Here is a 13,212-nt window from a genome sequence, read left to right on the forward strand (position 1 = left end):
GGACTTTTCATGACCGCATACTGGCTTGCCCAGGGCGTCGGCGTTATCGCCTTTCTGATCGGGATTACGACCTTTTTCAACCGCGATGAGCGTCGCTTTAAGCTACAGCTGGCCGTCTATAGCGCCACTATTGGCGTGCATTTCTTTTTGATGGGCGCCTGGCCGGCGGGAATGAGCGCCGAGCTGAATACCGTCCGCACCCTGATCTCCATGCGCACCCGCAGGCTGTGGGTGATGGCCCTGTTTATCGTGCTCACCCTGGTGCTGGGGCTGGCGAAGCTGCAGCACGCCATGGAGCTGCTGCCGATTATTGGCACCCTGGCCAGTACCTGGGCGCTCTTTCGCTGCTCGGGTCTAACCGTCCGCTGCGTCATGTGGTGTTCGACCGCCTGCTGGGTGATCCACAACTTTTGGCTGGGCTCGATCGGCGGCACCCTGATTGAAGGCAGCTTCCTGTTGATGAACGGTCTGAATATCATCCGATTCCGGCGGATGCAAAAGCGCGGTATCGATCCGTTTAAAGCGGAAAAGGCGGGGCAGAAAGAGAACCCCTCCGCGCGTTAGCGGAGGGGAGAGGTGAGATTAACTGCGCAGGGCGTTTTTCGCCAGCTGTTCGTCTTCAGCGATACAGGCGGCGGCGGTGAACAGCGCATCGGTCGAGGAGTTCAGCGCGGTTTCGCAGGAGTCCTGCAGAACGCCGATGATGAAGCCCACGGCGACCACCTGCATGGCGATATCGTTCGGGATACCAAACATATTACAGGCCAGCGGGATCAGCAGCAGCGACCCGCCCGCCACGCCGGAGGCGCCGCAGGCGCACAGCGAGGCGACCACGCTCAGCAGCAGCGCGGTCGGCAGATCGACCGGAACATTCAGCGTGTGTACGGCCGCCAGGGTCAGAACCGTGATGGTAATCGCCGCGCCGGCCATGTTAATGGTCGCGCCCAGCGGAATAGAGACCGAATAGGTATCGCGATCCAGATTCAGCTTTTCGCACAGCGCCATATTCACCGGAATGTTGGCGGCGGAGCTGCGGGTAAAGAAGGCGTATACGCCGCTTTCGCGCAGGCAGGTCATCACTAGCGGATACGGGTTGCGGCGGATTTTCCAGAACACCAGCAGCGGGTTAATCACCAGCGCCACCAGCAGCATACAGCCAACCAGCACCAGCAGCAGCTGGGCATAGCCCCACAGGGTTTCAAAACCGGTCGTCGCCAGCGTGGAAGCGACCAGGCCGAAGATACCCAGCGGCGCAAAGCGAATCACCACTTTAACGATAAAGGTAACCGCGTGGGACATGTCGTTAATCAGATTTTTGGTGGTTTCATTGCCGTGGCGCAGCGCGAATCCTAAACCGACGGCCCATACCAGAATCCCGATATAGTTGGCGTTCAGCAGCGCGTCAATGGGGTTAGAAACCATGCTCATCAGCAGCCCGCGCAGGACTTCGACAATACCCGACGGTGGGGTGATGCTCTCTGCCGCCGCGTTCAGGTGCAGCGTTGACGGAAAGAGGAAGCTGAACAGCACCGCGGTTAACGCGGCGGCAAAAGTCCCCAGCAGATAGAGGAACAGAATCGGGCGGATGCTGGTTTTCTGCCCCTGCTGATGGTTGGCGATAGAGGCCATGACCAGCATCAGTACCAGCACCGGCGCCACCGCTTTCAGCGCGCCGACGAACAGCGTACCCAGCAGTCCAACCGCCACGGCGGCCGGTTTTGAGACCGTCGCCAGCAGCACGCCGAGTACCAGACCAATTAAAATTTGTTTGACCAGACTGCCCTGAGCCAGTCGCCGTAGCAGGGTCGATCGGGGTGATGGGGTTGCCATAATTCATTCCTTCCAGTGATGTCGCTGTCCGTCCCGGCTACGTATTATTTGTAACGTTTATGTCCGGATGTAAATAGATGTTTGCCTGGTTGAGTATACGGAAAGAACGCTTCTGGGGAAGGGTAAAATGCTGTTTATCGCGCTGAGATCTTATTTTTTAACTATGTATTAACTATTTTGTGACATGAGTAAGAATAATGCGCGGCAAACGTTGCCGACCGGGTGAAACGGGTCTTCACCCGGCCGTTTACGTCTTACTGCAGCTGTTTTTTCCGATCGTTCTGCTTATTGACCCAGGCGTTGATAAGCAGCGTCAACGCCAGAATACCGCCGACCACGCCCAGCGAAATGCCGATGGGAATATGGTAAAAATCGACAATCAGCATCTTGATGCCGATAAACACCAGAATCACCGACAGGCCGTACTTCAGCATGGAGAAACGCTCCGCGACGCCCGCCAGCAGGAAATACATCGCACGCAGGCCGAGAATCGCGAACAGGTTTGAGGTCAGCACGATAAACGGATCGGTGGTCACGGCGAAGATGGCCGGAATGCTGTCGACGGCAAAGATAACGTCGCTTAGCTCGACCAGAATCAGCACCAGCAGCAGCGGCGTGGCGTAGATAACACCGTTTTTGCGGGTAAAGAAGCGTTCACCTTCGATTTTATCCGTCATGCGCAGATGATTGCGGATCCAGCGCACCAGCGGTTTATCGCCGATCCCGGAATCGTCCTCTTTCGCCAGCGCCATCTTCACGCCGGTAAACAGCAGAAATGCGCCGAAGACGTAGAGCAGCCATTCAAACTGAGAAATCAGCCAGCTGCCGGCGAAGATCATGATCGTACGCAGCACGATCGCGCCCAGTACGCCGTAAACCAGCACTCTGCGCTGTAGCGCAGGCGGAACGGCAAAGTAGCTGAACAGCATCAGCCAGACGAAGACGTTATCCACGGCCAGCGCTTTCTCGATCAGGTAGCCGGTGAGGAACGCCAGCGCTTGCGGGTCGGCCACGGCGCGACCTTCGGTCTGCACCAGATACCACCAGAAAGCGGCGTTAAACAGCAGCGAGAGGGTAACCCAGAGAATGGACCAGCCAGCGGCCTGCTTCATGGTCATGCTATGCGCACCACGCCGTCCCTGCAGCAGCAGATCGATAGCCAGCATGATGACCACGACCACTGCGAATCCGCCCCATAACAACGGTGTGCCGACAGTATTCATTACTATTTTCCTTACATAAAAACAAAACGGCTGACGTCGGAAGACGGCAGCCGCTGCGCTTTTATGCATAGACCTCGCCTTCCGGCAAGGTCTCACTTACAACAAGAATCTGTTGCCCGGCGACCGGATGCGGTTTTTCACGCATCGTAATGACGATCGGCCGGCAAGGAAGTTACTCCCCTTTGCGCGTAACAAAGTATTACAGGTTATAAATGGCGTCAATGGAGGCCGACGGACCATTTACACAGCTTTACGCTACCGGTTGACTATCCGCCGGGAAGACCACGCCGGTCTGGCGACGAATTTCGCTCAGCAGCTTCGCCGTGATGCGGCTCACTTCCAGACCCGGATGAGCCACCTCGTTGGCTTCGACCAGACGAGCGAACTCCTCCGCTTCATACAGCATCGTATTGATATGCTGCGGCTGGGTGAGATCCTGAGGCTTGCCGCCGCGCGGCACGAAGCACACTTTCTGGCATTCGGAGATTTTTTCGATCACCAGCGCGCCGGCTTCGCCCTGAATTTCGCTGGGGATGGCGGAATCGCTGACCTTCGAGTGGTGCAGGGTGACATCGAAATCTCCGTAGCTGAGAACGACCGTGCCCTGGCCATCGACGCCGCTTTCCAGCAGGCTGGCGGTTGCGTGCACCGCGCGAGGCTCGCCCCACAGCGCCACCGCGGAGGCCAGACAGTAAAAGCCGATGTCCATGATCGAACCGTTAGAGAAGGCCGGATTGAAGGTGTTGGGATTTTCACCGTCGAGATAGCGCTGATAGCGGGAAGAGTACTGGCAGTAGTTAATAAAGGCTTTGCGCAGCTTGCCGATCTTGTCGAACGACTGTTTAAGCAGCTGGAAGTTTGGCAGGCTGGCGGTTTTGAACGCTTCGAAGAGCACCACGTTATTTTCCCGCGCCGTTTTGATCGCGGCTTCAACTTCCTGCAGGTTCGAGGCCAGCGGTTTTTCGCAAATCACGTGCTTTTTATGGCGCAGAAACAGGCGGGTTTGCGGGAAGTGCAGCGAGTTTGGGCTGGCGATATAGACCGCGTCAACGTCAGGGCTTTGCGCTAAATCTTCCAGCGAAGTGAACAGATGTTCGACGGGATAGTCGCTGGCGAAGGCCTGGGCTTGCTCAAGGCTGCGGGAGTAGATGGCGGTGAGTTTATATTTGCCGGTTTCATGGGCGGCATCGACAAACTGCTTGGTTATCCAGTTTGTGCCAACAACTGCGAAACGTATCATAAACGTTGACGAACTCCGTAAAAGGGACCTTTCGTCACTGTAGCACGCCATCATGACAAAACCAGTGCGCTATGGCGCAGAAGCTCGAAGAGTGGTGAGTTGTCTGATGTACGCATAAAGCGTACAATTAATGTGTACAATTCAAGCCGGGAGAAATTTATGCGCTCATACAGTACATCTGAAGCCAGACAGAATATTGCGGCCGTCATGGACGCCGCTGCCAGCGGAGAACCGATTGAAATTACACGGCGTGATGGAACGTCTAATGTTTTGATCAGTAAGGCGGAATATGAAACGTTTATGAATGCCAAACTTGATGCGGAGTTTGATTTTATTATGCAGCGACACGGCCGCACAGTTAAGGCGTTGACCGATCGATGAAATGGGTGAGCGCAAGCGAAGTCATTGCCTTTCATGATCGCATTTTACAACATCTCCCCGGCGTTAAAGGTATGTCCGATCCTGGTCGGGCGGAAGCCATAATTTATCGTGTACAGAACCGCTTTCACTATGAAGGGGTGAACGACATTTTTGAACTGGCTGCAACCTATTGGGTCGCTATCGCGCGTGGGCACATTTTTAATGATGGTAATAAGAGGACTGCTTTTTTTATCACCATGACGTTCCTGGCCCGCAATGGGTATCTTATCGCTGATGAAGATACCCGGTTGGAAGAACTCACTGTGCTGGCTGCGACAGGCGAAGCTACGGTAGTGGTTCTTGCTGATGCGTTACGGCAATTGGCGCTCTAACGAAAGCTGGGTCAGCCACAGGCGGGTATCAAACTCCAGCTGATGGTACTGCGGCTCCATATGGCAGCACAGCTGATAGAACGCTTTGTTGTGCTCTTTTTCCTTCAGGTGCGCCAGCTCGTGCACCACGATCATCCGCAGAAAATCCACCGGCGCATCGCGAAAGACGGTGGCGACGCGAATTTCGGCTTTCGCCTTCAGCTTGCCGCCCTGAACGCGGGAGATGGCGGTATGCAGGCCGAGCGCGTTGTTGAGCACGTGGATCTTGTTGTCGTACATCACCTTATTGATCGGCGCCGCGCCGCGCAGATAGCGGGACTTCAGATCCTGGGTATACTGGTACAGCGCTTTATCGTTGTTGATATCGTGACCCTGCGGATAGCGCTTTTTCAGCACCTCGCCGAGACGGTTCTGTTCGATTAACGCGGTGACCTGCGCCAGCAGGGATTCAGGGTAGCCCTGGAGATAGGTTAAAGTGCTCATGCAGCCTGTTTGGGTCATTCAGCGACAACTGCCGGGGATTCTAGCACCCCGCGCGGGCAGGATGCCAGAAAGGCGGCGTTACTCGATTATCGCGTCTTCTACCGCCCGGTAGCTAAAGAAGTCAAACAGCGCCTCTTTACGATGCAGCATGCTATCCACGCAGGCCATGCCGACAAACGCGCCGGTAAACTCGCCGTAGCGGCTGTATTCATCGGAAAAATGCGAGGTGTCGTAGACCGCGCCGATGTTTTGGTATTTTTCGCCATCCGCGGACCACGAGCATTGTATCTCCCGGCCGTTAATCGCCATCGCCAGATAGACTTCTCCCTCCGCAAGGCGGATTTTCTGCGGGTCGTCGTGACGCTCGCCGTTATCCATATAAATGATGGTCAGCTGCGCTGCGCCGGAGGCTTCATCCCAGGTTTTATGCAAAAACAGATAGTTCATGTTGTCGTAATAGAGCGTCAGGCCGGCGCTGTGCTGATAAATCTCCGGGCTGAACTCCATCTTCGTGACGATGGTGGCGTATACCGAGGTGAGCTTTTTCGCCAGCAGGCTGACTTTATTGAGCGAGCTCAGCGACTCCTGGCCGCGTAAGGCAAGGTAGCCTGCTTTACGTTCAAGGCTGGTAAAGCGCTGAAGGCGGATCCGCGGCGCATAGAAGGCGTTATCCAGCGTCTGCCCATCAAAATCATCCCTGTCTGGTTTAGCCGGAAACGGCTGAGAAGGCAGATTAGACTCTTCCACCTGGTGCTGAGCGAGGTTCCCCCCGGCCGCCATGCGCAGCCAGCCATCGTCGCTCCATACCATCTTTTGTATCGCCGTCTCGCGGCCCAGCGGGCAGCGCAGCGCCTGGCGGAAGGGTCTGCTGCAAAGATGGGTTAACCAGACTTCGCCCGTCGGGGTCTCGACGTAGCTGCCGTGCCCGGCTTTTTGCAGATAGGTTTGCGGATTGAAGTAGTGTGGTTTGAGATGGTCTGCGTCGTGGCGCGCGTTATAGTTCTCCGGCCAGGAGGTGACGATGGGGTTTTGCGGATCGCCTTCATAGGGGCCGGCGACCTGCGTTGCGCGCGCCATGGTGACCGCATGGCCGTAGCCGGTGCCGCCTTCGGCGACCATCAGGTAGTAATAGTCGCCGCGGCGCGTCAAATGCGGTGCTTCAATACAGCCGCGATCGGTACCGCCGCGCCAGATCCGCTGCGGATAGCCGACAACGCTTCGCGTTTGCGGCGAATACTCCACCAGGCAAATGGCGCCCGGTTTTTCGTAACCTTCGCGGGTTTCCCACTCCAGGGATACGATCCATTTTTTTCCGTCGGTGTCGTGCAAAATGGAGGCATCGAACCCGGCAGAGTGGAGATAAACCGGCTCATTCCACGGGCCGGTGATTTCACTGGCGGTAATAAGATAGTTATCTATATCGAAATAACGTGAATTCATGGAATTCATCACGCCATAAATAACGTAGAACAGCTTTTCCTCTTCACACCAGGTCAGGCTCGGTGCCCAAATGCCTTTGGCGGAGGGCAGCTTTTTTAAATCCGGATTATTATCATCGGTAAGAACGTGGGTAAGTAATTGCCAATGTTTTAAATCCCTCGAATGATAAACCGGCAGACCGGGAAACCATTCAAAGGAAGAGACCGCCACATAATAATCATCGCCGCGCCGACAGATACTGGGGTCAGGATTAAAACCTTTAAACACAGGATTCTGAATCATCGTATTTACCCTTAATGCGCAAAATATAGCGATGATTGTAAATAGGCGATGGCGACGGGGATATATAGACTCTGGCTATTTATATAATAAACGTCTACTTCTCCGGTGATGCGGCTCACAAAAACGCGTTATTTCTCCGCCTGACGCCCTACGGCATCGGTGCTTCTGACTTTGTGACGGAAGGCCAGCGGGGTGTCGTTCATCATCTCTTTAAACTTGAGGCAGAAGTAGGCGCTGTCGGTGAAGCCGGCGCTTTGCGAGATATCGCTAATCTTCAGGTCGGTGTTGGTCAGTAGATTGATAGCGATATTCAGTTTGCGCAGCAGCATAAATTTTTTGAAGCTGATGCCGAAGGCGGATTTAAAGGTGCGGGAAAACCAGGATTTCGACCACCGGCAGCGGCGGGCGGCTTCTTCGGTTGTCATCTCAAAATTTTCATTTTCATCAATAGATTGCAGAAGTTCGATCAGCTCGCTCAGATAGCGATGGTTGGTGCGTTCGGTAATGGGGACGGAATCTTTCAGGCTATTAAAGGCGTGCAGCAGTACGCTCTGCATCAGGGAGCGAAACAGCGAATCAGTAAAGTCGCTGAACTCGCCGCACCAGCTCAGCAGCAGCTCCAGGCGCTCGGCTTCCTCGCCGGAAAGGTAAGCGACCGCGCCGCAGTGGGCGGCGGGGAGCGACAGGTCGTATCCCTCGAGCCACTCTTTTTCGAATTGCATAAGATAACGCTTGTGGCTGGCGGCGGCCGGGAGCGTCATTTCATGGATCAGTAAGGCGGGAACAAAAATCAGAGTATTGTTTTTTATCGTAAATTTCTCATCACCAATCGAATAGCTGCCCTCCGACTCTCTGAACCACATCAGTTCGTCCATCATATGAAAATGCGGGACTACGTTTATGCCATTGAAATTATTTATGTTATCTACCCGCAGGGTAAATAGCTCGCCGGCGCCCACGGGGATCTTTTCGAAAACGGGAGATTCATCACTCATCGGGTACACTCTTCTTATATTTAACAGGATGATTTATACATAATCGGTAAGCCCTAAGCAATAACGTACAGAGGACAAATATTAACGATCTTTCTGGCGGAGGCGCGATGAACACTGCCCGTATCAGTATTAAAGAAAAATTTAGCTATGGGTTAGGGGATACCGGCTGTAATTTAGTCTGGCAGACGGTGATGCTGTTTATGGCCTGGTTCTATACCGATGTATTTGGTTTAAGTCCGGCGCATATGGGGACCATGTTTCTCGCAGTCAGGGTATTAGACGCGGTCACCGATGTATTAATGGGGGCGGTGGCGGATCGTACCCGGACTAAATATGGGCAATTCCGCCCTTATATTTTATGGTTCGCGATTCCTTTTGGCGTACTTTGCTGCTTAACGTTTTATACGCCGGATTTCGGCTATACCGGCAAGCTGATTTACGCCTATGTTTCTTATACCTTATTATCGCTGGTCTATACGGCGATTAACGTTCCGTATTGCGCGATGATCAATAATATCTCTAACGATTCCCGCGAGCGCGTTTCGCTTCAGTCCTGGCGCTTTGCGCTCAGTACGCTCGGCGGTCTGATTGTCTCCCTGACCGCGCTGCCGCTGGTGGCCTGGCTGGGTCAGGGTAATGTGCAAAACGGCTATTTTTACACCATGATTGTGATGGGGTGCCTGAGCATCATTCTGTTCTTTATCTGCTTCGGCCTGACGAAAGAGCGCTACACCACGGATATCGCGGTCAACAATCAAAGCAGCATTCTTGACGATCTGAAAACCCTGCTCACCAACAAGGACTGGCGCATTCTCTTCGCGCTCAACGTCGTTAACCTGATTGCGGTGCTGTTTAAAGGCGGGACCACGCTCTATTACGTCAACAACATTATGGGGCGGGCGGATCTGGGCAGTCTGCTGCTGACCACCACCCTGGCTTCCGGCGTGCTGGGGGCGATGCTCTCCCCGTTTATCTTTAAAAATATTGATAAAGTGAAAGGGTTTAAAATCTCGATGGCCATCGAGGCGGCGCTGCTGATAGGCATGTACTTCGTCCCGTCGGGGAACGTGGCCGCTATCTTTGCGCTGGTGATTATCATCAATATTATTCAGCTGGCCGCCACGCCGCTGCAGTGGAGCATGCTGTCCGATATTATCGATGCGGAAGAGAAACGCAGCGGTAAAAAGCTCAGCGGGATCGTTTTTTCAACGAACCTGTTTGCCATCAAGCTGGGGATCGCCATCGGCGGCGCGCTGGTGGGCTATATGCTGGCATGGGGCGACTACGTTGGCGGCGCAGCGCAGCAAACCGACTCCGCGCTGCAGATGATCAAGCTGCTGTTCACCGTCTTCCCCGGGGTGCTGGTGGCGCTGCTGATTGTTATCATGAGCAAGTACAGCCTGGACGATAAACGCCTGTCGCGCCTGGCGCAGGACGACCTCCCGGCGTAACGGACTGTCGCCCGGCAGATGGAGATAATCGGCGCATCTCTATTCTACTGGGCGAAGTTTGCGTATAAACTCGCGGGTTTTAGAGTTCCGGAGGCACAAAGGCGATGAGCCAGGTAGAGTTAAACGGTGAGTTATTCACATTAGAGCGGTTCCCGCCGAATGCTGAAGAGGAAGCGCTTCAGGCGTGGGAAGCGGCGGATGAATATCTGCTGCAACAGGTGAATGACGTCGACGGCCTGACGCTCATTTTCAATGACAGCTTTGGCGCGCTGGGCTGCGCGCTGGCGGAACGCAACCCGGTCAGCATCAACGATTCCTACGTGTCTGAGCTGGCGACCCGCTACAACCTGCGGATGAACGGCATTGATGAAGAGAGCGTACGTTTTCAGGATCCCCTGAGCGAACTGCCTGCCGCGCCGGCGCTGGTGCTCATTAAGGTTCCGAAGCAGCTGGCGCTGCTGGAGCAGCAGCTGCGCGCGCTGCGCGAGGTTGTCACGCCGGAAACCCGTATCATCGCCGCCGCGAAAGCGCGGGATGTCCACAATTCCACCCTGGCGCTGTTTGAGAAGATCCTCGGCACCACCACCACATCGCTGGCATGGAAAAAGGCGCGGCTGATTTTCTGTACCTTTACCGCGCCTGAGGTGGCCGATGCGCCGCAAACCTACAGCTGGCCGCTGGACGGTACGCCGTGGACGATTCACAACCACGGCAACGTGTTCGCCCGCAGCGGCCTGGATATTGGCGCGCGCTTCTTCCTGGAGCATCTGCCGGCAAATATTGAAGGCGAGATCGCCGATCTTGGCTGCGGCAACGGCGTGATTGGCCTGAAAGCGCTGGCTTTAAACCCGGACGCCCGGGTGATGTTTACCGATGAATCCTATATGGCGGTCGCTTCCAGCCGGCTGAACGTCGAAACCAATATGCCGGATGACCTCGAGCGCTGCGAGTTTGTGGTGAATAACGCGTTGTCCGATATTGAGCCGGACCGCTTCGCCGCCATCCTCTGCAACCCGCCGTTTCATCAGCAGCATGCGATCACCGATCATATTGCCTGGCAGATGTTTAACGACGCCCGCCGCAGTCTGAAGTACGGCGGCGAGCTGTATGTCGTCGGCAACCGCCATCTCGATTATTTCCGCAAGCTGAAACGAGCGTTCGGTAACTGCACGACGATCGCCACCAATAATAAATTTGTGGTGTTGAAAGCGACAAAGGTGCGCAAACAGCGCTGAGCGTTATCGGCTTTCCCGGTTTCCCCGGCTACCGGCCGGGTTTCCTTTCCCTAAATCGACAGCGCCAGCCGGGTGCCCTGAGCGATTGCCCGCCGGGCGTCCAGCTCCATCGCCACGTCGCAGCCGCCAATCAAATGCACCGTTTTACCCGCCGCCTGCAGCGGATCGGCCAGCTCGCGGCGGGGATCCTGACCGGCGCAGATAATCACATGATCAACGTTAAGCACCTGAGATTCGCCGCCGATCGTCACATGTAGGCCGGCATCATCGATCCGTTGATAGCTGACGCCGGGGATCATTTTGACGCCGCGGGCCAGCAGGGTGGCGCGGTGGATCCAGCCGGTGGTTTTCCCCAGCCCGTCGCCGGGCTTGCTGGTTTTGCGCTGCAGCATCACGATCTGGCGCAGGCTTTTAGCCAGCTGCATCCCTTCCGGGCGTAATCCGCCCGCGCTCTGCAGGCTGGTATCGATCCCCCATTCCGCACAGAACTCGCCGATATTCTGGCTGGTGGCGACGCCGGACTGGCTGAGGTACATGGCGGTATCAAAGCCGATCCCGCCGCAGCCGATAATCGCCACCTTCTCGCCGACCGGCGCTTTATCACGCAGGACATCGAGGTAGCTCAGCACCTTCGGATGATCGATCCCGGCGATATCCGGCATCCGCGGGGCGATCCCGGTGGCGAGGATAATCTCATCAAATGCCCGCAGATCGTCGGCCGTCACCCGGGTTTCAAGCCGCAGCGCGACGCCGGTAAGATCCAGCATCCGACGGTAATAACGCAGAGTTTCATGGAACTCCTCTTTGCCGGGGATCTGTTTGGCGATAGTAAACTGGCCGCCAATCTCATGGTGCCCGTCAAAGAGCGTCACCTGATGCCCGCGCGAGGCGGCGTTAACGGCAAAGGCCAGGCCGGCAGGACCGGCGCCGACTACCGCCAGCCGCTTCGGTGCGGTCGCGGGCGCTATCGGCATCAGGGTTTCATGGCAGGCGCGCGGGTTGACCAGACACGAGGTGACTTTACCGGCGAAGATCCGATCGAGGCAGGCCTGGTTGCAGCCAATACAGGTATTGATCTCATCCGCCCGCCCGCTCTGTGCTTTAGAGAGAAATTCGCTGTCGGCGAGGAAAGGGCGGGCCATCGATACCATGTCGGCGTCTCCGCGGGCCAGGATCGCCTCCGCCACGGCGGGATCGTTAATCCGGTTGGTGGTGACCAGCGGGATCGACACCGCGCCTTTCAGCTTGCGGGTGACCCAGCTAAACGCGCCGCGCGGTACCGGAGTGGCGATGGTGGGAATGCGCGCCTCGTGCCAGCCGATGCCGGTATTGATAATCGTGGCCCCGGCGGCCTCAATCGCTTTCGCCAGCGCGGTGACCTCCGCCAGGGTGCTGCCGCCGCTGACCAGGTCGAGCATCGACAGGCGGTAGACAATAATAAAATCGCTGCCCGCGCGCTCCCGCACGGCTCTGACCACCTCTACGGCAAAACGCATGCGTCGGGCGTAGTCGCCGCCCCACTGGTCGTCGCGCAGGTTGGTGCGCGCGGCAAGAAATTCGTTAATCAGATAGCCTTCCGAGCCCATCACTTCGACGCCGTCGTACCCGGCTTCCCGCGCCAGCTGGGCGCAGCGGGCAAAATCATCGATCAGCTGTAAGATCTCTTCGTGGCTCAGTTCGTGAGGCGTAAAGGGGTTGATCGGCGCCTGCAGCGCGGAAGGAGCCACCAGCTGCGGCTGGTAGCTGTAGCGCCCGGTATGCAGGATCTGCAGCGCGATTTTGCCGCCCTCTTCGTGTACCGCATCGGTGATATGGCGGTGATGAGCGAGATGGCTGGCGTCGTTAAGCACCGCGCCGCCGGCCATGGTGACGCCGGAAGGCGCCGGGGCAATCCCGCCGGTGACGATCAGCGCCACCCCGTGGCGGGCGCGCTCGGCGTAAAACGCCGCCAGCCGCTGTGCGCCGTCCGGCAGCTCCTCCAGGCCAGTGTGCATCGAGCCCATCAACACGCGGTTTTTGAGCGTTGTGAACCCCAGGTCAAGCGGGGCGAAAAGCGACGGGTAGCGGCTCATAATCTCTTCCAGTGTAAAATTATTGTTATGTGGTCGGATGAGTTACTAATTTAGCCGCCGCGGGCGAAAAGGGAAAAGGGGAGTGCGGCGATTGTGATGGGATTCAAAGAACGGCGGAAGGTTCTCCCTTACCCCGGCCCTCTCCCTCCGGGAGAGGGAGAAGGGCGGAATGGCGCTGGGGCCAGTTATGCCCGGACGGTTTCTTCTCC

General features: G+C 56.4%; 12 protein-coding genes. 5 read left to right on the forward strand and 7 right to left on the reverse strand.

Annotated features, from left to right (window positions below; all coding sequences use genetic code 11):
- The first annotated feature begins 9 nt into the window (after positions 1-9).
- The gene (locus tag JLG71_RS03220; RefSeq protein ID WP_014226934.1) at positions 10-564 is read left to right on the forward strand and encodes a YgjV family protein; all 555 of its coding nucleotides are present in this window, start codon (positions 10-12) and stop codon (positions 562-564) included.
- Between the two features lie 18 nt (positions 565-582).
- Here the strand turns inward: JLG71_RS03220 and sstT are convergent, their stop codons facing one another.
- The 3 genes from sstT to JLG71_RS03235 form a co-directional block, all read right to left on the reverse strand.
- Entirely contained in the window at positions 583-1,830 is a 1,248-nt protein-coding gene (sstT, locus tag JLG71_RS03225; protein ID WP_004105963.1) for a serine/threonine transporter SstT, read from the reverse strand.
- A 254-nt stretch (positions 1,831-2,084) separates the two neighbouring features.
- Positions 2,085-3,053 (reverse strand): TerC family protein, encoded by a 969-nt coding sequence (locus JLG71_RS03230; protein ID WP_048260487.1) that lies wholly within the window; start codon positions 3,051-3,053, stop codon positions 2,085-2,087.
- Positions 3,054-3,303: 250 nt separating this feature from the next.
- On the reverse strand, positions 3,304-4,293 hold the full coding sequence (locus tag JLG71_RS03235) for a Gfo/Idh/MocA family protein (RefSeq protein ID WP_057173194.1): 990 nt from the start codon (positions 4,291-4,293) through the stop codon (positions 3,304-3,306).
- 159 nt (positions 4,294-4,452) lie between these two features.
- On the opposite strand from JLG71_RS03235, the gene JLG71_RS03240 reads away from it, so the two are divergent.
- Positions 4,453-4,674, forward strand: a complete 222-nt coding sequence (locus JLG71_RS03240) for a type II toxin-antitoxin system Phd/YefM family antitoxin (protein WP_004105957.1) — start codon at positions 4,453-4,455, stop codon at positions 4,672-4,674.
- Positions 4,671-5,045 carry a type II toxin-antitoxin system death-on-curing family toxin gene (locus JLG71_RS03245; protein WP_004105955.1) on the forward strand — a complete coding sequence of 125 codons (375 nt, stop codon included), beginning with the start codon at positions 4,671-4,673 and terminating at the stop codon, positions 5,043-5,045. Before JLG71_RS03240 ends, JLG71_RS03245 begins: the two co-directional genes overlap by 4 nt.
- On the opposite strand, the gene JLG71_RS03250 is transcribed toward JLG71_RS03245, so the two are convergent.
- From JLG71_RS03250 to JLG71_RS03260, 3 genes are all read right to left on the reverse strand, one after another.
- Complete coding sequence (locus tag JLG71_RS03250; RefSeq protein ID WP_025108311.1) at positions 5,025-5,528, reverse strand: M48 metallopeptidase family protein; 504 nt, start codon at positions 5,526-5,528, stop codon at positions 5,025-5,027. The two genes, JLG71_RS03245 and JLG71_RS03250, sit on opposite strands and share 21 nt — an antisense overlap.
- A gap of 78 nt (positions 5,529-5,606) precedes the next feature.
- On the reverse strand, positions 5,607-7,250 hold the full coding sequence (locus JLG71_RS03255; RefSeq protein ID WP_200913966.1) for a glycoside hydrolase family 43 protein: 1,644 nt from the start codon (positions 7,248-7,250) through the stop codon (positions 5,607-5,609).
- Between the two features lie 128 nt (positions 7,251-7,378).
- Positions 7,379-8,245 (reverse strand): helix-turn-helix domain-containing protein, encoded by an 867-nt coding sequence (locus JLG71_RS03260; RefSeq protein WP_102803972.1) that lies wholly within the window; start codon positions 8,243-8,245, stop codon positions 7,379-7,381.
- 107 nt (positions 8,246-8,352) lie between these two features.
- Between JLG71_RS03260 and JLG71_RS03265 the strand changes: the two genes are divergently transcribed.
- Both JLG71_RS03265 and rlmG read left to right on the forward strand, forming a co-directional pair.
- Positions 8,353-9,696 carry a glycoside-pentoside-hexuronide (GPH):cation symporter gene (locus JLG71_RS03265; protein ID WP_200913967.1) on the forward strand — a complete coding sequence of 448 codons (1,344 nt, stop codon included), beginning with the start codon at positions 8,353-8,355 and terminating at the stop codon, positions 9,694-9,696.
- A gap of 104 nt (positions 9,697-9,800) precedes the next feature.
- Positions 9,801-10,931 (forward strand): 23S rRNA (guanine(1835)-N(2))-methyltransferase RlmG, encoded by a 1,131-nt coding sequence (gene rlmG, locus JLG71_RS03270; protein WP_200913968.1) that lies wholly within the window; start codon positions 9,801-9,803, stop codon positions 10,929-10,931.
- 50 nt (positions 10,932-10,981) lie between these two features.
- Here rlmG and JLG71_RS03275 read toward each other — a convergent pair whose 3' ends face one another.
- A complete protein-coding gene (locus JLG71_RS03275) occupies positions 10,982-13,003 on the reverse strand; it encodes an NADPH-dependent 2,4-dienoyl-CoA reductase (RefSeq protein WP_200913969.1) in 2,022 nt (673 codons plus the stop codon).
- Positions 13,004-13,212 lie beyond the last annotated feature (209 nt).

Origin of the sequence: Klebsiella michiganensis, from assembly GCF_015139575.1 — a bacterium.
Classification (GTDB): domain Bacteria; phylum Pseudomonadota; class Gammaproteobacteria; order Enterobacterales; family Enterobacteriaceae; genus Klebsiella; species Klebsiella michiganensis.